Raw genomic sequence first — 20,745 nt, 5'->3', positions numbered from 1 at the left:
GTGGCCTTGTGACGGCAGCATTGCCACGTGTCCCATCCCTCCCCCCTGGCAGCCGCCCAGCACCGAGCCCTCGCCCTGCGCGCCGCGGGCGACCTCAGCGCCGCCCGGCACCTGCTCGCGGAGGCCGTCGAACACGCTCCCCCGCCCTACGGTGACGACCATCCCGAGGTGCTGCACACCGCGCATGTGCTGGCACGGCTGCACCGGGAGGGGGACGACCCGCTCGCCGCGCGCCGGGTGCTGGAGGAGGCGTTCGCGGCGGGCGAGCGGCGCTGGGAGCACTCCGACCCGCTGATGCTCGCGCTCGCCTTCGAACTCGCCGAGGTGGCGGAGGAACTCGGCAACCGGCACGAGGCCCGCCGCAACTACACCCGCGTCGCCACCGCCGGGCCCGCCGCGCTCGGGGAGAACCATCCGGCGGTACGCGCAGCCCGCGACTACCTGGGCCCACCCCCCACGGCGCCGGGCGAGCAGCACCTCGCGCCGACGTCCGGTCCGGCCCCGGGCGCCCCGGTGACCGAGTCGGGTGCCCGGTCGGCGCTGTCCGGCCCGACCCTGTCGCTGGCGACCCTCGCCGCGATGCGGCCCTCCGCCGGTGGCACGCCGCCCGCCGTCTCACAGTGGGCGCCGCCGCAACCGCCGGCCGCGCCCCCACCAACCCCTTCAGCGGTACGCGCACCCACGTCGTCCAGCAACGCCACCGCAGCACCGGTTCCAGCCCTCCGGGCCACGCCCGTTCAGCCGACAGCTTCCTCGGTCGCGCCGGCGCAGCCCGGCCCGCCAACGGCCGCACCCAGACCCGCGACGCCGCCCCGTCAGCGCGCCGACGAGCAACCAGGCGGCCCGTCCCGGCCAGCGGTCGGCCCGAGGCCCCGGCCGGGGGTCGAGGGCCCGTCGACGACGCCGCCCGCGCAGCGATCACCACACCGATCGCCGACCGGACCAACCGTGGCACCACGTCAACGACTGGCTGACCAGGCGACCCCTCCGGTGGCCGACGTGCCACCCTCGTCAACCCCAACCGCGCCGGCGTCGACCGCCCCGGCGTCGACACCGGCGGTGCCGGCACCTCGCTGGGACGACCCCACGATCCGGGTACGGCAGATCGAGCCACTGCTAGCCGAGGAGGCCGCCCGGTCCGCCGCCCGACCAACCGCCTCAGGCGAATCGCACAACGTGTCCGGTGCCGAGGCGACATCACCTGGCAGGCCCCTCCCGGCCGTTGACCATCCAGGGCCGGCGTACCCGGTTAGCGAACCACCGGCCCAGCCCATCAGCGCACCGCCGGTGACCCCGCATCCGATCTCCGCGCCCCCCAGCCAGCCGTACCCGGTCTCGGGGCCACCGGCGCAGCCGTACCCGGTCTCTGCACCACCCGGCTACGCCCAGCCGGTGTCCGCACCACCTGGGCACACCTACCCGGTGTCCGCACCACCCGGCTACGGCCAACCCGTGTCCGCACCACCCGGCTACGGCCAACCCGTGTCCGCACCACCCGGCTACGGCCAACCCGTGTCCGGACCACCCGGCCACACCTACCCGGTGTCCTCTCCGCCCGGTTTCGGGCCGCCTGTCTCCGGGCCGCCCTATGGACCACCCGTCTCCGCGCCTCCGGTGAGCGCACCACCCGTGCCACCGTGGGGGTTGACCGCACCGCCCTGGAGCAGCAGCGCCCCACCGCAGCCCCTGCCAACTTCAGGTGCCGACTCCCCCGGCCAGACCACGACGCCTACGCCGACTACTACGGCCGCGCAGGCCGTCACCGCTGGGCAGAACACGTCCGCCGGGCAGAACACAGCCACTGGGCAGACCATGATGGACGCGGGTGGCCCCGGTGCGGACGGTGACTCCGGGCTGGGCATCCTCGACGCCCCGGTGGTGCCGACTCAGCGAGCCCGTAGCGCGCTGTCCGACGAGACCGTGGTGTTGCCGTCCGTTCCGGCGCAAGGCGGCCCGGTTGGGATCGAGGCCAGTCTGGGCTGGTCCGCCACCGCCCAGCCCACCCCGACGGTCGCGCAGGCGAACCCCACCGCCGCCCAATTCAGCCACACTGCCGCGCAGACGCATCCCGCGGCCGCCCCGGTACACCCGAGCATCGCTCAGGCAAGCCCCATCGCCGCGCAGCCGAGCCCCGTCGCGCAGCCGGCCTGGTCACCGGCCGTCGGCGCCGACACGGCGCTGGCACTGCCAGCCGCGCCGCCACCGGCCCAGCAGTACCACCACCAGCCGTACCCGGCCCAGGACCAGCACCAGGCGCCGTACCCGGGCCAGCAGTACCACCCGGCGCCGGAGGCGTACCGGCCGGCGTACGCCGATGAGGGTGGCTCGACGGGCCGCAACCGGGCGGTGCTGATCGGCGCGGTCGTGGCGGCCGGGGTGGCCGTCGCGGCGGTGGCGGGCCTGGGTGCGGTGGTGCTGACCCGCGACGACCCGCCGCCGACCGGGACCGCGCCGACGGCCGCGGCACCGACGGCGGTCGGACTTCCGCCGGGCGACCTGAAGCTGCGCGACGACTCGACCACGATCACGTTGACCTGGACGGACCCGACCGGCGGCGCGGTGCCGTTCATGGTGGCCGCGGGCAGAGCCGGGCAGGCCCTGGGCGTGATGGCCACCGTGGACCCAGGCCGGACCAGCTACACGGTCAACGGGTTGAACTCCCGAGTGGATCACTGTTTCACCGTGTTGGCGGTCTACTCCACTGACAGCTTTGCGACTTCCGGGCAGGTTTGCACCGCGCGGGAGCGTAAAGCCACGTCGAGTGGGGAGCCGTCGGGCCGACCGTCGCCGCGCTGAGTCGAGCCGAAACCGCGCCGAGTGGAGCGGAATCCGGGCTGAGCTGGACGTCCACAACGCACACGCTCGGTATCCACAGGGGTGACCGTGCGGGTTCCCCCGCCACCACCAGCGCCATATGATGGCACCCGGCTCAGGGGAGGGGTCGCCGGAAGGCGCGCCACCTGCCACGACTCAGGGGAGGCAGCCGGCTGTGGCCAGCATCGACGACGCCGTACAGACCGAGGCCCCCCGCTCCCGGTCCCGGCTGCGCGGCGGGCTGGTAACCGTCGGCACGGTGGCCGCGCTGCTGGCCGCCATGGGGCTGACCGCCCTCGGGTTGGGCGCGGCGGACAACGCGGTGGCCAACTACGACGCGAGTTCCTGGCTGTGGAGCACGGCGCGCAGCGAGCTGGCCCGGGTCAACGGGGTCACCGCCCGGGTGGACACCCGCACCGAGATCCCCGGCGCCCGGCAGCATCCGATGCAGATCACCCAGACCGACCGGCTGCTGATCCTGCGGGACCTGCAGACCGGGCAGGTCAGCTCCCTGGACCTGGCCACCCTTCAACTCAGCGCGACCACCCGGACCACCCCCGGCCTGGGCGTGAGTGTGGCCCTGCACGAGGACGCGGCGTTCGTCGTCGACGCCGTGCAGGGCATCGTCCGGCAGCTCGACCCGCGATCGCTCACCCCGGTCGGCGAGCCGGTGCGCTATCCGCCGGGCATCACCGGCGGCACCTTCGACGGCAAGGGTCGACTCTGGATCGCGGTGCCCAGCGAGGGCACCGTCTCGGCGATCACCGCCGCCAAGCTGCCGTCCGCGCCGGCGTCGGCCGCGCCCGCAGGTGCCGGGCTCAGCCCGCAGCGGGTCGAGTCGTACGACGTCGCCGACGCCAGTCACGAGCTGGTGATCTCCACCCTGGACGACGGGGTGGCGGTGCTCGACCGGACGGCCGGGAAGCTGGTGCGGGTGCAGCACGGCGAAGTGCATCCGACGCCACTGACGCTGTCCGGCCCGGCGGCGCTTCCCGCGCGCACCAGCGGTCCACGGGTGCCAATCACCGTGACGGCCGACCGGCGGGTGCTGCTGGTGGGTGACGGTGGGCAGGAGAGCGGGTTCACCGTGCCGGGTGAGGGGGGTCGGCTCAGCCCGGCGGTGGCCTGGGCGAACCGGTTCTACTGCGCCGACGAGGCCACCGGCACCATCTACTCCTTCGACGCGGCGGGTCAGCTGGTCGAGACCATCCGCGGGCGGGCCAACGGGCCGCTGGAGCTGGAGGTCCGGGAGAACCACCTGTTCATCAACTCCCCCGACTCGGCGACCGCCCGGGTGGTGGACGACAAGCACCAGGTGCGCGAGGTCAACAAGTACGCCAATGACGTGCTCGGCGGCGACCCCCCGCCGGTCCCCCCGCCGCCGCCTCCGCCGAAGAAGCCGCGGGTGGGTAAGCCGAGCGCGCCGCGCAGCGTCACCGCCGCCGCCGGCAACGCCCAGGCGCGGGTGAGCTGGCGCCCGGCCGCCGCCAACGGCGCCGAGATCATCAAGTACGTGGTGCAGGGCGCCGGGCAGCGCCTGGAGGTGGGCGCGAACCAGCGGGCGGTGGAGGTCAAGGGTCTGACCAACGGCGAGACGTACCGGTTCGCGGTGCACGCCGTCAACGCCAAGGGCGACGGCCCGCCGCGCAACAGCAACCCGGTGACGCCGACCGCGGCGGTGCCCGACCCGCCGGCGAGCGTCACCGCCCAGGAGCGGCCGGACGGCACTGTCCTCGTCAAGTGGCCGGCGGCGAACGGGCAGGGCAACACCATCGCGAGGTACGCGGTGACGGCCAGTTCGGCGGGAACGAACGCGCCGGCCGGCGAGTCGACAAAGACGGAGCTGGTGGTGCCCGCCGGTGAGCTGGAGTTCGGCACCCAGTACGCGTTCACGGTCGTGGCGGTCAACAGCAAGGGCGCCGGGTCGGCGGCGTCCCCGGTCAGCAACACTGTGGTGCCCTTCGCGGCGCCCGGTCGGCCGCTCGACCTGCGCGCCGGCACGGTCGCCAACCAGCCGGGCGCGGTGACGGTGCAGTGGGCGCCGGCCGAGGCCAACGGTAGGCCGGTGACGAAGTACCTGGTGGACGTCGGCGGGCGGGTCAGCGAGGTGACCGACACCCGCACGACAGTCACCGGGCTGGGCAACGGCCAGAACGTCACGGTGAAGGTGAAGGCGGTCAACGAGGCGGGGCCGGGCCCGGAGGCCACCGCCACCGCCCGCACTGTGGCCGAGCCACGGGTCACGGTGACCGGCGCGTCGTCGACGGCCACCGGGGCGACTGTCACGTTCACAGTGGACGCCGGTGGCGGTCAGGCCACCTGCACGTTGACCACGACGGGCGAACCGGCCAAGGCCGGCGCGTGCTCCAGCATCACGATGACCGGCCTGACGCCGGGCACCAACTACACGTTCACGGTGACGGCAAGCAACGCCGCCGGTAAGGGCACCGCGACGCGGGCCCAGAAGACGCAGCCGCTGTACGGGATCGCGACCTGCCGCAACGGCGCGTCCGGGCCCGAGTCGACCTACTGTGACCGGGACCGGGAAGGCCGCAACGGCAACGAGATCTTCTCGGTCGCCCGGCAGGACAACGACAAGCAGGTGGGTTGGGCAAAGCCTGGCAGCCGGCTACAGGCGTACTGCAAGAAGTCGGGCGAAGAGGTCTACGCCTACATCTACAACAACGAGAAGCGCAGCACCTGGTGGGTGCAGGTCAGCTACGAGGGGAAGAACTACATCCCCTGGGCCTGGCTCAACCTGGAGGGCGGCGACACCATCAACGTCCTGCCCACCTGCTGAAACACCAGGCGAGGAGCACCACCGACCGTGAACACCCACGAGCCGCTCACCCAGCCGGAGGTGCAGGGTTTCGCCGCCCTGGCCGCCCGGCTGGCCGAGAACGTCAACGCGGTGGTGCTCGGCAAGCCGCAGGTGGTGCGGCTGGCGCTGACCGCGCTCTTCGCCCAGGGTCACGTGTTGCTGGAGGACGTGCCCGGGGTCGGTAAGACGACCCTGGCCCGGGCCATCGCCGCCACTGTGAAGGGTGAGTGGCGGCGCATCCAGTTCACGCCCGATCTGCTCCCCTCGGACGTGTCCGGTGTGACGATCTTCAACCAGGCGACCCGGGACTTCGAGTTCCATCCGGGGCCGGTCTTCGCCAACATCGTCATCGCCGACGAGATCAACCGGGCGTCGCCGAAGACCCAGTCGGCGCTGTTGGAGGTGATGGAGGAACGCACGGTCACCGTGGACGGGGTCCGGCACCCGGTGCCGTCGCCGTTCCTGGTGGTCGCCACCCAGAACCCGGTGGAGATGGACGGCACCTACCGGCTGCCCGAGGCGCAGTTGGACCGTTTCCTGGTGAAGCTGTCCGTCGGGTACCCGGACGAGGCCGTCGAGGTCGAGGTGCTGCGCGGCGCGACAGTGCGGTCCCCCGAGGCGCTCGCCCCAGTCACCGACACCGCCACCGTCGGCGAGATGGTCCGGATGGCCCGCCGGGTGCACATCGCCGAGCCGCTCTACGCGTACGCGGTCCGGTTGGCAGCGGCCACCCGCACCCACCCGCAGGTGCGCGTCGGGGTCAGCCCCCGGGGCGTGATCGCGTTGACCCGCGCGGCGTGCGCGTACGCGCTGATCGACGGGCGTGGCTGGATCATGCCGGAGGATCTGAAGGCGCTCGTCGAGGCGGTGTTCGCCCACCGGCTGCTGCTCACCCCGGACGCCCAGGTGCGCGGGATGACCCCCGCGGAGGTGCTGCGCCAGGCCGTCGCCTCGGTGCCGGTGCCGCTGCCGTCGGGGCAACCCGCTCCGGTGCAGGGCTGACCGGCAGCAGCGCGATGGGGATCACCGCCCGTGGAGTCGGGCTGCTCGTCGCCGCCGTGGTGCTGCTGGGGGTGGGTTTCCGGTTCGCGTACCCCGAGTTGACGCTGCTCGGCGCGGCAGCCGGCGCGGCCGTCGGCTACGCCGCGCTGGTCGCGGCCTGGCGGCCCCGGCTGACGGTGACCCGACGCGCGGACCCGGACCGGGTGGCGCGCGGCGAGCCGGCGAGCATGACGGTGACAGTGCGCAACACCGGGCGGCTGCGCTCGGCGAACCTGCTGGCCGAGGACCGGTGCGGGGAGCGGACCGTGCCGGTGCCCGTGCTGCGCCTGCGGCCCGGCCGGGACACCGAGGTCCGCTACGACGTGCCGACTGACCGTCGTGGGGTGGTGCCGGTCGGTCCGCTGCGGGTGACCCGGCGCGACCCGCTGGGTTTGGTGGCGCTGGCCCGCCCGTACGGAGCGGCGGTGCCGGTCTGGGTGCACCCCCGCATCCACCCGTTGACGGCGGTGCCCCGAGGCTCGGGGCGCAGCCTCGACGGCCGGGTGGACGGGGTCCCGCACGGGTCGATCACGTTCGACTCGCTGCGGGAGTACGTGGTCGGCGACGAGCTGCGCCGGGTGCACTGGCGCACCAGCGCCCGCGTGGGTGAGCTGATGGTGCGGGAGAACGTGGACACCAGCCTGCCGCGCCTGGTCGTCCTGCTGGACAACCGCGCCGCCGCGCACCCGCAGCGGATCGGCGGGGTGGCGGAGTCGTTCGAGTCGGCCTGTGAGGCGGCGGCGTCGATCGTCACCGCCGCGCACCGCGCCGACCTGCCGGTGCTGTTGCTGTTGGCCGCCGCGGAGCCGGCGGAGCCGGCGCCCGTCACGACGCCCGACGGTGAGGCCGACGGCGCGCTCGGGCCGCTGGACCGGCTCGCCGCCGCCGACCTGTCCGACGACGGTGACGCGGTGCGGGCAGCCACCACCCGGCTGCGGCAGGACCGGCTCGGCGACACGTTGATCTTCCTGACCGGGCCGGGTGGCCGGGACGAGCTGGGGCACGTCGGGGCGCTGCGCGGCGCGTACCCGTCGGTGCTGGTCGGGGTGTTCGGCGCGGCCGAGCCGACGCCGCCGGGCACCGCCGGCCTGGTGGTCGTCGACGCGGCCGACGGCGCGCAGTTCGCCGCCGAGTGGGACGGGGTACGCCGGTGGTGACGGGCGCCCTGCGGGTGCTGCGCGCGGCGGTCCTCCCGCTGGCGCTGATCGGGCTGACGGCGCTCGCCGGGGTGGTGCTCGGCCGGGTGTACGCCGGTGGCCTGCTGACCTGGCTGGTCGTCGGCGCGGCGACGGGTTCGGTGCTGGTCAGCGTGGCCGCCCGGCGGCTGCCGTCCTGGCTGGTGGCGCCGGTGTCGGTGGCCGCGATGGCCGGCTGGACACTGTGGTCGCTGCGGCTGGCCGCCACCCGCGCGGAGTTGCCGGGCGGCCTGCTGGAGGTCACCGCGGACGCCGCCCGCAACGGCATCCCCCGGCTGCTCACCGCGATGATCCCGGTGGAGCCGACCCCGGACACTGTGCTGGTGCCGGTCGTCGCCGCCTGGCTGGCCGGGCTGACCGGCGCGGAGGTGGCGCTGCGCACCGGCCGGGTGCTGCTGGGTTACCTGCCGGCGGCGGGGCTCTACGCCGCCGCCCTCTACGTGGTCGGCCCGAACGCCGAACCGGCCCTGGGATCGACAGTGGTGTTCGTCGCGGTCGCGGCCCTCGGCCTGGCGACCCCCACCCGGACCGCGCCGGGCGGCGGCGATCCGACCGCCGAGCTGACCCCCGGGGTACGCGCGGCGGTGCGGCTGCGGCTGGCCGCCAGCGCGGCGCTCGGGGTGGCAGTGGTGGTCGGGTTGGTGGCGTTGCTCGGCCCGGTCGTCGCGGAGCAGGTCGACGGCCGGCCGGTGGACCCGCGCCGCTACGTGGAGCCACCGCAGGTGCAGACGCTCGACGAGAACCCGTTGATCCGGATCTCCGGCTGGGCGTTGCACCCGGAGCAGAAGCTCCTCGACGTGAGCACGCAACGCCCCGACGCACCGCCCGCCGACGCCCCGCCCGAGGCTGACCCGGCGACGGACACCGCGCGCAGTGTGCGGATCCGGTTGGCGGTGCTCAGCGACTACGACGGCGTGACCTGGCGCGTCGGCGCGACGTACCGCAACGCCGGTCGGATCCTGCCGGCCGCGACCGCGGCCCGGGACAGCACTGTGCAGACGGTCCGGCAGCAGATCAGCGTGGCCGAGTTGAGCGGCCGGCTGCTGCCCGCGGTGGCGACACCCCGGGAGGTTAGTGGGGCGCGGGTGGCGTACGACCCGGCGAGCGGGACGCTGATCCGGCCGGAGGGGCTGACGCCGGGGCTGCGGTACTCGGTGACCTCCGCCGAGGAACGCCCGGACAACAACCTCTTGGCCAGCGCGAACGTGCCCGCCGGCGAGGAGGTGGCCCGGGTGCTGCGGGTCGCGGACGGGGTGCCCGACCCGATGCGCCGGCTGGCCACCCAACTCGCGGAGGAGAACGGCGCGCCGTTCGCGCGGGCGTCGGCGATCGAGCAGTTCCTGGCCGAGCACTACCGGGTGGTGGCGGACGCCCCGAGCGGGCACGCGTACCCGAATCTGGGGTTCTTCCTGTTCGGGCCCCGCAACGGCGGCGGGCAGGAGGGCACCTCGGAGCAGTTCGCGGCGGCCTTCGCGGTCCTCGGCCGGCTCTCCGGGCTACCGACGCGGGTGGTGGTGGGCTTCCGGACCAGCGGGCAGGGGCCGGTGCTGGCGGGTGACGCGTACGCCTGGCCGGAGGTGCTCTTCGACGGGCTGGGTTGGGTGGCGTTCGACCCGCTGCCCCGCCCCAACGACGAGCCGAGACCGGTGGAGGAGGATTTCCGCCCGACGCCGGAGGACCCGCCGCCGTCGGAGGCACCGGCACCGACCGCGGAGCCGAGCGCCTCACCGGAGCCGGCAGCCGCGCCCGACGCCCCGCCCGGCCCGGACGGGGTCTCCACACCGGTGCTGGTCGCCGGCGGCAGCGGCGGTCTGCTGCTGGTGGTGGGGGCACTCCTGCTCACCCTGTTGGCGATGCGCCGTTCCCTCACCCGCAGCCGACTCGTAGGGGGCGACCCCGGCCAGCGCATCGCCGGCGCTTGGCGGGAGGTCACCGACGCGCTCCGGCTGGCCGGCAGACCGGTCGGGGACGACCTGGCCGCCACCGAGGTGGCCCGGTACGCCCGCCAGACCCTCGCCGACGCCCGAGCGGGCACGGCCGGCGGCGACACGACCGCCGACCCGGGCGCCGTCGCGCCCGCCAGCGGCACGGCGGCGGCGGACGCGTCCAGCCCGGCGGTCGACGAGCTGGCGGCCCTGCTCAATCAGGTGGGCTTCGCCCCCGGCGCCGCGACGCCCGACCAGGCGGCTCGCGCCGCCGAGGTGGCCACCGCCTACGTGGCCACCCTGCGCTCCGCGCGCCCCTGGTGGCGCCGCCTGCTCTGGTCCGTGCACCCCACTCCCCTGCGCCGCGCCCGCCGCTCCCCGCGTTGATCAAGAGCTTTGCGTCGATCGAGGGTCCACTTCTGACGCAAACCTCTTGATCACCGACGGCCGTCAACGAGCCGCGGATCGGTTTCACCCACGCCTACTTCCACCGGGTCGAGGAGATCACCGACGAGTACGCGGCCGCCGGGCTGACCGATGTCGTCGTACACGGAGTGGAGGGCCCGGCCTGGACGGCGGCGGAGGCGGCGGCGAACGGACCGACGCGGCACGCGGTCTTCGCTGCGGCGTTGGACCTCGCCCGGCTCTACAGCAGCGAGCCGGCGCTGATCAGTGCCAGCTCCCATCTCCTGGCCGTCGGACGCGTTCCGCTGCGATAGCGGGTCAGGCGGTCAGCCGGCGGATGAGTTTGCGCATGCCGGCCTGCCAGCCGTCCGGGTCCTCGGCGCGGCGGCGCGCGTAGTCGGCGACCTCGGGGTGCGGCAGGATCAGGAAGCGTTCCTCGGCCAGCCCGGCGACGGCCGCGTCGGCGACCTGGTCCGGGGTGAGCACCGCACCGGACGCGGCGACCACCCGGGCGCCGAGGTGACCGTCGGCGAGCCCGTCGGCGAGCATCGGGGTGTCCACCCCCTGCGGGCAGAGCGCGCTGACCCGGATGCCCCGGTCCCGGTAGGTGATGGCCAGCCACTCCGCGAACCCCACCGAGGCGTGCTTCGTCGCTGTGTACGCGGCGTCGCCCACAGCTGTCAGCACACCGGCCGCGGAGCAGGTGTGCAGCAGGTGCCCGCCGCCCCGGGCGAGCATTCCGGGCAGCACCGCGCGGGCCGAGTAGACGTGGGCGAGCACGTTGACCCGCCAGGAGCGGTCCCAGCCGGCGTCGTCGACCTCCACTCCCCCGCCGGTGGTCACCCCCGCGTTGGCGCAGAACAGGTCGATCCGGCCGTACCGCTGCTCGGTGTCGGCGACCAGCGAGCGGACCTGCTCCTCGTCGGTGACGTCGAGGGCGCGGGCGTGCGCGAGCGGTCCGATGCCCTCGGCCACCGCGCGGGCCGCGTCGGCGTCCAGGTCGGCGACCACCACGGCGGCGGCTCCCTCGGCGGCGAACCGGCGTGACAGCGCCGCGCCGATGCCGCCGGCCCCGCCGGTTACCACCACGATCCGGTCGGTGAGGTTCACGCGGACGCCTCCACGGAGTTGGTGCCCAACCGGGCGATGAGGCTGAGCAGCGCTGTCGCGCCGCCGGCGGTGACCTCGGGGGTGGGCAGCAGCGCGATGATCGGTACGTCCACACCGTTGTCGGCGTAGCCGCGCACCTCGGCGTGGCACCGTTCCGGTGAGCCGTGCAGCACCAGCGCGTCGACCACCTCGTCGGGCACGGCCGCGCCGGCACCACGCCGGTCACCGGCGGCCCAGGCCTCCCACATGGGCGCGAGCGTCTCGTCGCGGCCGAGCCAGCGGTGGAACTCGGCGTACGCCGGAACTGTGAGGTAGCTGGTGATGAGCCGGCGGCCCAGCGCCCGGGCGTACGCGGCGTCCTCGGTGGGGCAGACGAAGATCCGGGCGGCGACCTCGAAGCCGGCGGGGCGCTCGCCCAGCTCGGCGAGGGCGCGCGGCACGTCGTCGGCGCTGAGCCAGTTGAGGATGACCCCGTCGGCTTCCGCACCGGCCAGCCGGAGCATCCCCGGGCGCAGCGCGGCGAGCAGGATCGGTGGCGGCACCGCGGGCGGCCGTTCCAGCGTGAACCGGCGGACGGTGAACGTGTCGTAGGCCTCGTCGACGGTCTCGCCGGCCAGTGCGGCGCGCAGGAAACGCAGCACGTCGCGGGTGCGGCGGAACGGCTCGTCGAACGGCACCGCGTTCCAGTCCCGAACCAGCACGGGTGAGGACGCGCCGATGCCGAGCGAGAACCGGCCCGGCGCGGCCTCGGCAAGCGCCGCCGCGCTCATCGCCAGCAGGCCGGGGCCCCGGGTGAAGACCGGTGTGATCGCGGTGCCGAGCCGCAGGCCGGGTTGCCAGGCCGCGGCGAGCGCCAGCGGGGTGAACGCGTCGGTCCCGGCGACCTCGGACGACCAGACGTCGGTGAACCCGGCCCGGTCGAGGGCCGCGTAGGCCGCGTCGTGCTGCGCCAGCGCGATCCCGCCCAGCGGCACCGTCATGCCCCATCGATTCGTCACCGGTCGATCGTGCCCGTTGACGCCTGCCCGAGCAAGATCCCCGGGTTGGGCAGAATCGCCGGTTTCCGGCCGTGCGCACCTGTGGAAAGTGCTACCACTTCGAGGTGAACCGGACCGACGGCGCAGGCCGCTGACCATGGGTTCCAGGGCAGCGGGACACCTGGAGCCGGTCCCGGCGGCGGCCACGCCCGGCCGGGCGACGTTCCTGGAACTCTTCTTCGACCTGGTGTTCGTCTTCGCGCTCACCCGGATCTCGGCGCGCGCGTTCGAGGATCTGACCCGGGAACCGGGCCGGGAGCACGGCTGGGGGACGGTCACCGGCGGCGGCAAGACACTGCTGTTGTTGCTGGCGCTCTGGGCGGTCTGGCAGGGCACCGCGTGGACGACCAGCCGGTACGACCCGTACCGGGTGCCGTTGCAGACCGTGGTGATCACCGCGTTGGTGTGCAGCATGCTGATGGGGGTGGCGATCCCCCGGGCGTTCAGCGACACCGCGCTGATGTTCGCGGTGGCGTACGTCATCGCCCAGGTGACCCGGCCGGTGATCCTGTCGATCGCGCTCGGGCCGCACCCGTACCGCCGGTTGAAGGTGCGGATGGCGGTGATCTTCGCCGTCACCGGGGTGCTCTGGATCAGCGGCGCGATGATGAGCACCAACGCGCAGGTGCTGCTCTGGTCGGCGGCGCTGGCGATCGAGTACCTGGCCGCCCGCTGTGGCTGGCCGGTGCCCGGCCTGGGTCGTTCGACGATCTCGAAGTGGGAGATCGCCGGGGAACACCTGGCCGAGCGGTACCAGCAGTTCTTCCTCGTCGCGCTGGGCGAGACGATCCTGGTGGCGGGTTTCGCGTACAGCGCGGGCCCGTTCGAGTCGGGGCACGTGTGGGCGTTCGCGCTGGCGCTGGCCACCTCGATCATGCTGTGGCGCATCTACGTGCAGCGGGCCGGGCGGATCCTGGGCGAGGCGGTCATGAAGGCCCGCCACCCCGCCACCATCGGCCGCTCGGCGGCGGACACCCACCTGCTGATGGTGATCGGTCTCGCCGCCACCGCGATCGGCTACGAGCTGATCATCAATCATCCGCTGGAGCGGATCCCGGGGCCGTGGCTGGCCTTGGTGCTCGGTGGACCGGCCCTGTTCCTGGCCGGCCGGGCCCGCCTGGAGTACGAGGTGTTCGGGCGGATCTCCCCGTCCCGGGGGATCGCCGTCACGGTGCTGGTGGCGTCGTCGGTGCCGCTGCTGTACCTGCCCGGTGTGATCGCGACCGCGGTCGGGGTGCTGGTGCTGGGCGCGGTCGCGGTGGCCGACGCCCGCCGCGCCCACGGTGCCCCACCGGAGGCCGCCACCCCACCGTTCTGAGCCTCGCGCGTTGATGTCGCGTCGGCGGGGACGGTTACTCTCGGCCGGTGACCTTCTCGCTCGTCGCCCGCTCCGCCGACGGCCGCCTGCACGGCGTGGCCGTCGCCAGCAAGTTCCTCGCCGCCGGGGCGTTGGTGCCGGCCGCCGCCGCCGAGGTGGGCGCGCTGGCCACCCAGGCGCACGTCAACCTCGCTTACCGCCCGCAGGGTCTCACTCTGCTGCGCACCGGGGTGGCCGCCGCAGACGTGGTAGCCGGGCTGATCGCCGCCGACCCGGAGCGGGAGCACCGCCAGCTCGGCGTCGTGGGGGCCACCGGCTCGGGGGCCAGTTGGACCGGGCCGGCCTGCCATCAGTGGGCCGGCGGGCGGACCGGCGACGGCTGGGCCGCGCAGGGCAACGTGCTCACCGGCCCGGAGGTCGTCGACGCCCTCGGCGAGGCCTGGCTGGCGGGAGCGGCGCTGCCGTTCGCCGAGCGGCTGGTCGCCGCGCTGCGGGCCGGTGACGAGGCCGGCGGCGACCGGCGTGGCCGGCAGAGCGCCGGCCTGCTGGTGGTCGAGCGCGGCGGCGGGTACGGCGGCACCAGCGACGTCATGGTGGACCTGCGCGTGGACGACCACCCCGACCCGGTCGCCGAGCTGGGTCGCCTGCTCACTGTGCACACCATGCTGTTCGGCCGGCCCGACCCGGCCACATTGCTCGACCTGAGCGGCGCGGTCGCCGCCGAGGTGGCGGCGTTGCTCAGCGCGCTGGGCCATCCGGTGCACGAGGCCGGCACGGAAGCGGCGTTGATCTCCTGGGCCGGGTTGGAGAACCTGGAGGAGCGGCTGGTGCCGGGGAGGATCGACCCGGTAGTGCTGACGCACCTGCGCGGTGTCGCCCCGCACGTCCCCGCTCCCCGCGCCGCGAGCTGACCGGTCGGCGCCAGCAGCAAGGGGCCGGCAGCGCCCGAACGGCCGCGGTTCCGCATGACCCGGGGTCAGCGGCCGAAGGCGAGCCAACGGAAGCCGGCGGCGGCGATCGCGGCCCGTTCCGGGGCGGTCAGCACCGCCCGCCCGGTGGCCTTGCGGATCACTGTCAGCCGGTCCCCGCTCAACCCGGCCGGTGCCGGTCGTCCACCGGTGAGCAGCTCGGCGATGACCTCGGCCGCCGGTGGGGTGAGCCACGGGGGCCGGCCCAGCGCGGTGGCCAGATCCAACCCGTGCACACCCACCTCGACCACCCGGGTCCGCAGGAACTCGCCGAGGCGCATCGCGTCGCCGTGCCGGGTTCGTACCACCCGGTCGGGCGGCGCGGCGGCGACCGCCGCCTCGGTGGCGCGCCAGGCCCGGTCGAACTCGGTCGCTAACGCCGTCCGGTCCACCTGTAGCGCCTCCCGCTGGCCGCCGGCGATCCGGTCGGCGTCGACCTCGGCGGTGAACTTCGCCGCGCCGAAGTAGCCGGCGGCGTCCACCTCGGCGCGGGGCGGGGCGGGCGCGGCGAGCATGTCGGTCAGTCGGCCGACCCCGGTGCGGGTGTGCGCGATCAGGTACCGGACATTCCACGGAGGGCAGTCGGTGGGCCGGCTGAGATCATCGTCGGTCAGCTCGGCCAGGATCTCGGTGAACCGCGCGCACTCGGCGGAGAACGCCGCCCGCACCGGTTCCACCGGGCGGCTCAGCCCTTGACCCGGGGCACCAGCCGGTGCACGACGGTGAGCGCCAAGGCCATCACCACCGCCATCGTGCCGGCGATCCCGGCGGCGCTGCCCGCGTACCCGACGAACAGGGGGCGGCGGGCCAACTCCTCCGGCCCGGTGTCGCGCAGGTCGAGCAGCCAGGACAGGGAGAGCCCGCAGGCCACCAGGGCGAGCACTCCGCCGAGCCCGAGCACCAGCGCCGCGACCCGGTGCGCGTCGCCGGGGGCGATCTCGGCCTGCTCCCGCTGGGTGACCAGCAGCAGCAGCCCGGCCAACGCCGCCCACACACCCACCACGAGGTACGCGGCGACGGCGTCGCTGGGCCGGTGCCACCCGGCGGAGAGGGTGGCGACCCCGGCGACGGCGGCGTAGCCGGCACCGATGAAGGCACCGACGGCCCGCACCTTGCGCGGCAGCACGAGCATCAGCGCGACCGCCACCGAGGCGGCCACCGTGGCGTGCCCGCTCGGGAGGCTGTTGCCCACCGCGGCGCGTTCCGGGTCGACACCGAAGTCGGGCCGGTTCAGCCCGTACTTGAGCAGCTGCGTGGTGACGTTCGCTCCGGCGATCAGCAGGGTCGCGGTGATCGCCAGGGCGATGCGCCCCCGGATCAGCGCGATGAACCCGATCATCGCGGTGGCGGCCAGCAACGAGACCACCGACATCGCGTTGAGGATCTTGTCGACCGGACCGTCGATGGTGTCCTGCCCGATCCGGTTACCGGTGAGGGCGACAGTGTCCACCCACTGACCGATCTCGAGGTGCACGGCCACCCGCCACACGGCGAGGAAGGCAGCCGCCTGGACGAGGGCCAGTACGACCAACCAGACCGCGGTCCAACCCCGTGCCGTCGCGCGCATCCGCACACCGTAGCGGCAGGTGTCGGCGGTCCGACCGGTGGCCCGCCGCCGATCGCCGGTTAGGTTGTGCCGGAGGCGAGGAGGCGGTGGTGAGCGGAACACCGGAGCGCGACAGCGGCAGTGACGAACCCGGTCCCGAGCAGCGTGAAGGCGACGACTCGGCGTCGGCAGGGCCGGCGCCGACCGGCGCCGACACCGACCCGGGCGGGCCGGTACGGGCCGAGTCGCTGACGGATCTGCTGGGCGGACGAGGCGGTGCCATCGACGCCACCCTGCCGCCGTTGGCGTTCGCGGCGGGCTGGCTTCTGGGCGGCGAGTCGCTGTGGGGCGGGGTCGGTGCCGCGCTGGCCGTGGGCGCGGTGGTGGCCGGCGTACGGCTGCGTCGGGGTGACCGGCCGCGCTCGGTGCTGATCGGGCTGCTGGCCGTCTGCGTCGCGGCGTTGATCGCGGTGCGCACCGGCCGGGCCGAGAACTTCTTTCTGATCCAGGTCCTGTCCAACGCCGCGAGCGCTCTGGCGTGGACGGTCAGCATCGTGGTGCGGTGGCCGCTGCTGGGTGTGCTGGTCGGCGCGGTGCTGGGTCAGCGGGCCGGGTGGCGGCGCGACCCGGCGCTGCTGCGCGGGTACGGCCGGGCCAGTTGGGTGTGGACGGCGACCTACCTGCTGCGGCTGGCCGTGTTCGTGCCGCTCTACCTGAGCGGCCAGGTGCTCGCGCTGGTGGTGGCCCGGGTGGCGCTGACCTGGCCGCTGGTCGCGGCGGCGCTGGCGCTGAGCTGGGTGGTGCTGCGGCGTTCGCTGCCGGCCGGGCACCCGGGGCTGCGGCACCCGGTCGCGCGGCCTCGCTGAAACCGGCCGGGCCCGGGGTGGAAAGGCGGCCGGGCTCGGAGCAAAAAAGTGGAGAGGCCGCCACGGGGGGAGCGGCCTCTCCGGTGACGTACGTTACTCCGTCATTGACCTCGGTGTGATCCCGCGACGGCCCGAATTTCTGGGCTTTTTCGCGGCTGGCTCCAGTCCGGGCGGTGGGGTGGGCCAGCCGATCCGCTGCGTCGGCCAGATGGCCGGCCCACCCCGGCCTGACCGTGGGTGTCAGGCCGTCCGCCAGCCCCGGTCCGTCGTTCCCCGGACCCGGGCCGGACCCCGGGGTGGGCGGTCCACGCCACCCACCCCGGGTCGTCTCAGCCGTTCGGGAACATGCTGCCGTAGTCGGCGTACGCCATGGCGACGTCAGCCTGCGCCCAGAACCGGTGGTAGTTGAAGCTCGGCTCCGCACCACCGTCCAGGTACGCCTGCACCTTGGGCCAGTCCGGGTCGTTCTTGTAGAAGGACCGGATGTCGAGGAAGCTCTTGCCGGCGGCGATGGTGTCGCCGTTCGGCATCTTCCCGGTCCAGCCCGACGGGACGTAGAGGCCCTGCCCGGTGGACGCGTTGTAGACGTCGTCGAAGCGCCGGTAGTCGCCACGCTTTTCGGTGGTGGAGACACCCTTGGCGTCGCTGGCGGCCGACAGCGCGTCGAGCAGCCCCTTGGCGGTGTTCTTGGCTGCCACGTTGCCCGACTTGGCCGCGTACGCGATCAGGATCCGGGCGTAGGCGGCGGTGACACCGACGTCCTGGCCCTTGCTGATGACCTCGACGTGCAGGCCGGTGTTGGGCTGCGGGTTGGACGGGTTCCAGGTGGTCGGCTGGCCGGTCCACGCCATGTCCGACGGGATCGACCAGTTGGTGCCGAGGGTGGTGTTGGCGATCGCCCAGGGCACCCACTTGTCCAGCAGGGCCTTGGCCTTCGCGTTGCCGGTCTGCTGGTACAGCTCGGCGATGCGCTGCATCGACCAGGCCTGCATACCGAACCACTGGTTCGACGGCGGGTCGTTGTAGACCGGGTCGACGTCGTAGAACATGCCGTAGAAGGTGCTGGTGCCGGCCGGCGGCTGGGCGTAGCTACCGTCCCAGCTGTTGGTGGCGCCACCGGCGATGCCGCCCTCGGCGGACTGCAACCAGGTGTAGAACTCCAGCTGCCGCTCGAAGCTCTTGGTCCAGTCGGCGACAGCTGTCGACGACTGCGGCTTGAGCTCCGGGGTGTTGGTCAGCGCCCAGGCCGCGAACGGGTTCTGGTAGCCGAAGTGGTTGTGGCTGGAGCCGATCCGCCAGGACCAGTTCTGGCTGGCGTCGTACGCGCCGCCCCAGGCGTAGTACCAGGACAGCAGGTAGTGCGCCGAGTCCTTGCCGCTGCCGGCGGGGCAGGTGCTGGCCCCGACGCAGTTGCCGATCTTCTTGAAGTACTTGTCGAACATCGCGTACCGCAGGTAGTCGCCCATCTTCGCGGCCTTGGCGATGGTGGCCGCGACGTCGGCCTGCTTGTTCTGCGCCTTGGACCAGGTCAGCGCCCAGTACGCGGCCTGCACGGCGCGGGCGTCGGCGTCCGGGGCGTTCGTGTACTTCCACTGCTTGGCGGGGGCGCCGGTGTCCTTGACGAACAGGTCGAGGTAGCCGTACTGACCGCCGTGCTTGAAGGTGTCGCAGGAGGGCTGCGGAACGGTCTCCCACACCGACTCCTGGGTGCCCCGCTGGAAGGTGTTGATGTAGGCCGGCTTGGTGGTGCCGTCACCGCAGCGGCCGAAGCCGTAGGTGTTGTCGACGTCCATCAGCCAGTGCATGCCGTAGATGTCGCCGGTGCCGTAGGTGGACTGCAACTCCGAGCGCAGCGGGTCCTGACCGACCGAGACGTTCGGGTTCAGCGCCGACGGGTACTGGCTGGGCAGGTTGTACTCCGCGGCGTACTGCGGGGTGCCGGCGGAGCCGGCGGTCGGCTGGTCGGCGTGCGTGGGGATGATGTACTTCTCCATCACCGTCCAGGCGTTGTTGAACGGGGCCCAGTTCTGGGTGACCTTGCCGTAGTAGGCCTCCAGCCAGAGCCAGAAGCTGAACGCCTCCGAGGTCGTCTCGTGGCCGTGGTCGGGCGCCTCGACGATCAGCGTCTCGACCGAGTGGTACGGCACGCCCTCGGGGCTGAAGTAGCCCGAGTTCTTGATCTTGCCGTACTGCTCGAGGAACTTCGCGGTGTAGGCGTTGTCGCCGCCCGGGGTGTCGTTGTCAATCTCGGTGGCGCTGACCGCCAGCGAGGCGAGACCGGTGGCGGACGCGGTGATGGTGGCGGCGCCGCCGACGGTGTCGGTGTCCTCCGCAGCGGCGACCGTGACGGTGACCCCGGTGTTCCAGTTGCTCGGGGTCAGCGTGGCGGTGGCCGGCGAGACAGTGACATCGGTGTCACCGGTGCGGGTGAGGGTGACCGGCACGTTGGCCGTCGGGGCGGCGCTGAGCTTGAGGTTGAAGGTGGCGCTGCCACCCTCGGCGACGCTCACCGCGGAGGGCGTGGCGACAAGTGTCGGGCCGGTGGCGGCCCCGACGGTGAACGCCTTCTCGTCGACCCCGATGCCGTTGGCGTTGTCGTACGCCTTGGCCTGGACGGTGTAGCTGCCGGCCGGCAGGTCCTCCTGGGTGTACGCGTACGGGGCGGAGGTGTCGGTGTTGATCAGCAGGCCGTTGCGGTAGAACTCGACCTTGCTGATCGTCCCGTCCGGGTCGCTGGCGGTGGCGGTCAGCGGCACGTCGGCCGGCGCGGTGAACGGCCCGCTCGGCAGGCCGAGGGAGACCGTCGGCGGCTGGTTGGCCGGGGTGCCGTTGCAGGGGGTGCCGTTGAGCGTGAACGAGGTGGGCTTCGGGTTGCTGCCCGAGTGGGCGCCGTTGAAGCCGATGGTGGTGGAGGCCCCGGTGGCAAGGTTGCCGTTGTACGACTCGTTGGTCGCGGTGACCTCGCTGCCGGTCTGGCTGAATTTTGCCGACCAGCCCTGGGTGACCCGCTGACCGCTGGTCGGGAAGGTCCACTTGAGCGTCCAGTTGCTCACCGGGTCACCCAGGTTCTTGATGGTGACGTTCGCGGTGAAGCCGGTGTTCCAGTCGTTGGTCGCGTAGACCACGTCGCAGGCGGGTGCGGCCTGTGCGGCGCCGGCCGGCAGGGTCACCCCGCCGATGGCGAGCAGCGCGGCGGCGGCGAGCGCCACGCGCCGGCGTATTGCCAGTTGTCTCATGTGCGCGGTGTCTCCTCGGACCAGGCCGGGATGGTCCCCGGCGAGGCGCCTGCCCGCGAGGGTGGTGGTGGTCCGCGGGGATGTCGAGGCGCCGGGAAGGTGGTCTTCCCCGGGCCCGGCCGGGGTAGGGCGTGCAGCCCGCACGGGAGGGGGTCCCGCCGGCTGCGCTCGGGTGACCGTGACCGGAGCTGGTGCTGCCGGTTGCCCTCGGTGGACCCGCACTCACGCGATGTGGCTCCTGTCGCGTCGAATCGACAGTGTGCCATGGAAGCGCTCCCACAACAAGCGCGCGGAGAGCCGGATCAGCTCCTTGTTTCGATCTCGTTTTGGGTCTTTCACAAAGGCGTGACGGGCGTTACAGTCGCAACATCGGTCGATGGGAGCGCTTCCATCGACAAGGTTCCAACAAGAAGATCGCTGGGAGCGTCTCTGACGAGCCCGGGGAACCAGACCGAGGGCCGA

14 protein-coding genes are annotated in these 20,745 nt (G+C 73.5%); 9 read left to right on the top strand and 5 right to left on the bottom strand.

Going from position 1 to position 20,745, the window contains the following annotated elements; all coding sequences use genetic code 11:
• Window positions 1-27 precede the first annotated feature (27 nt).
• The 6 genes from ACLJOK_RS04170 to ACLJOK_RS04145 all read left to right on the top strand — a co-directional run bounded on the left by ACLJOK_RS04170 (window position 28) and on the right by ACLJOK_RS04145 (window position 10,516).
• Entirely contained in the window at window positions 28-2,796 is a 2,769-nt protein-coding gene (locus tag ACLJOK_RS04170) for a tetratricopeptide repeat protein (RefSeq protein WP_410816219.1), read from the top strand.
• A gap of 193 nt (window positions 2,797-2,989) precedes the next feature.
• Window positions 2,990-5,614 carry a fibronectin type III domain-containing protein gene (locus tag ACLJOK_RS04165; protein ID WP_410816217.1) on the top strand — a complete coding sequence of 875 codons (2,625 nt, stop codon included), beginning with the start codon at window positions 2,990-2,992 and terminating at the stop codon, window positions 5,612-5,614.
• 27 nt (window positions 5,615-5,641) lie between these two features.
• Window positions 5,642-6,637 (top strand): AAA family ATPase, encoded by a 996-nt coding sequence (locus ACLJOK_RS04160; protein ID WP_112583044.1) that lies wholly within the window; start codon window positions 5,642-5,644, stop codon window positions 6,635-6,637.
• 14 nt (window positions 6,638-6,651) lie between these two features.
• A complete protein-coding gene (locus ACLJOK_RS04155) occupies window positions 6,652-7,833 on the top strand; it encodes a DUF58 domain-containing protein (protein ID WP_410816216.1) in 1,182 nt (393 codons plus the stop codon).
• On the top strand, window positions 7,827-10,184 hold the full coding sequence (locus tag ACLJOK_RS04150) for a DUF3488 and transglutaminase-like domain-containing protein (RefSeq protein ID WP_410816215.1): 2,358 nt from the start codon (window positions 7,827-7,829) through the stop codon (window positions 10,182-10,184). Before ACLJOK_RS04155 ends, ACLJOK_RS04150 begins: the two co-directional genes overlap by 7 nt.
• A gap of 167 nt (window positions 10,185-10,351) precedes the next feature.
• Window positions 10,352-10,516, top strand: coding sequence for a hypothetical protein (locus tag ACLJOK_RS04145; RefSeq protein ID WP_410816214.1), 165 nt, complete (start codon window positions 10,352-10,354; stop codon window positions 10,514-10,516).
• Window positions 10,517-10,520: 4 nt separating this feature from the next.
• Here ACLJOK_RS04145 and ACLJOK_RS04140 read toward each other — a convergent pair whose 3' ends face one another.
• Both ACLJOK_RS04140 and ACLJOK_RS04135 read right to left on the bottom strand, forming a co-directional pair.
• On the bottom strand, window positions 10,521-11,312 hold the full coding sequence (locus tag ACLJOK_RS04140; protein WP_410816212.1) for an SDR family oxidoreductase: 792 nt from the start codon (window positions 11,310-11,312) through the stop codon (window positions 10,521-10,523).
• The gene (locus ACLJOK_RS04135) at window positions 11,309-12,292 is read right to left on the bottom strand and encodes an LLM class F420-dependent oxidoreductase (protein WP_410819255.1); all 984 of its coding nucleotides are present in this window, start codon (window positions 12,290-12,292) and stop codon (window positions 11,309-11,311) included. The genes ACLJOK_RS04140 and ACLJOK_RS04135 overlap by 4 nt, the downstream gene beginning before the upstream one ends.
• Window positions 12,293-12,446: 154 nt before the next feature.
• Between ACLJOK_RS04135 and ACLJOK_RS04130 the strand changes: the two genes are divergently transcribed.
• Both ACLJOK_RS04130 and ACLJOK_RS04125 read left to right on the top strand, forming a co-directional pair.
• Entirely contained in the window at window positions 12,447-13,667 is a 1,221-nt protein-coding gene (locus ACLJOK_RS04130; RefSeq protein WP_410816210.1) for a low temperature requirement protein A, read from the top strand.
• A 47-nt stretch (window positions 13,668-13,714) separates the two neighbouring features.
• Complete coding sequence (locus ACLJOK_RS04125) at window positions 13,715-14,578, top strand: DUF1028 domain-containing protein (RefSeq protein WP_410816209.1); 864 nt, start codon at window positions 13,715-13,717, stop codon at window positions 14,576-14,578.
• A 65-nt stretch (window positions 14,579-14,643) separates the two neighbouring features.
• On the opposite strand, the gene ACLJOK_RS04120 is transcribed toward ACLJOK_RS04125, so the two are convergent.
• Together ACLJOK_RS04120 and ACLJOK_RS04115 are read right to left on the bottom strand one after the other, a co-directional pair.
• The gene (locus ACLJOK_RS04120) at window positions 14,644-15,312 is read right to left on the bottom strand and encodes a maleylpyruvate isomerase N-terminal domain-containing protein (protein WP_410816207.1); all 669 of its coding nucleotides are present in this window, start codon (window positions 15,310-15,312) and stop codon (window positions 14,644-14,646) included.
• 8 nt (window positions 15,313-15,320) lie between these two features.
• On the bottom strand, window positions 15,321-16,208 hold the full coding sequence (locus ACLJOK_RS04115; protein ID WP_410816205.1) for a phosphatase PAP2 family protein: 888 nt from the start codon (window positions 16,206-16,208) through the stop codon (window positions 15,321-15,323).
• Window positions 16,209-16,438: 230 nt separating this feature from the next.
• Here ACLJOK_RS04115 and ACLJOK_RS04110 point away from each other — a divergent pair, with 230 nt between their 5' ends.
• Window positions 16,439-17,047 (top strand): DUF3159 domain-containing protein, encoded by a 609-nt coding sequence (locus ACLJOK_RS04110; protein ID WP_410819253.1) that lies wholly within the window; start codon window positions 16,439-16,441, stop codon window positions 17,045-17,047.
• A 329-nt stretch (window positions 17,048-17,376) separates the two neighbouring features.
• Here ACLJOK_RS04110 and ACLJOK_RS04105 read toward each other — a convergent pair whose 3' ends face one another.
• Window positions 17,377-20,283, bottom strand: a complete 2,907-nt coding sequence (locus ACLJOK_RS04105) for a glycoside hydrolase family 48 protein (protein ID WP_410816203.1) — start codon at window positions 20,281-20,283, stop codon at window positions 17,377-17,379.
• Between the last annotated feature and the right edge of the window lie 462 nt (window positions 20,284-20,745).

The sequence above is a fragment of the Micromonospora sp. 050-3 genome (genome assembly GCF_046549335.1).
Classification (GTDB): Bacteria; Actinomycetota; Actinomycetes; order Mycobacteriales; family Micromonosporaceae; genus Micromonospora; species Micromonospora trifolii.
Note: the sequence above shows the minus strand (reverse complement) of the source record. Positions and strands in the feature narration are given on the sequence as shown.

Excerpts from the sequence above, each read along its gene's own strand:
- ACLJOK_RS04155 (WP_410816216.1), top strand. The coding sequence starts at position 6,652 with ATGGGGATCACCGCCCGTGGAGTCGGGCTGCTCGTCGCCGCCGTGGTG.
- ACLJOK_RS04135 (WP_410819255.1), bottom strand. The coding sequence starts at position 12,292 with ATGACGGTGCCGCTGGGCGGGATCGCGCTGGCGCAGCACGACGCGGCC.
- ACLJOK_RS04130 (WP_410816210.1), top strand. The coding sequence starts at position 12,447 with ATGGGTTCCAGGGCAGCGGGACACCTGGAGCCGGTCCCGGCGGCGGCC.
- ACLJOK_RS04105 (WP_410816203.1), bottom strand. The coding sequence starts at position 20,283 with ATGAGACAACTGGCAATACGCCGGCGCGTGGCGCTCGCCGCCGCCGCG.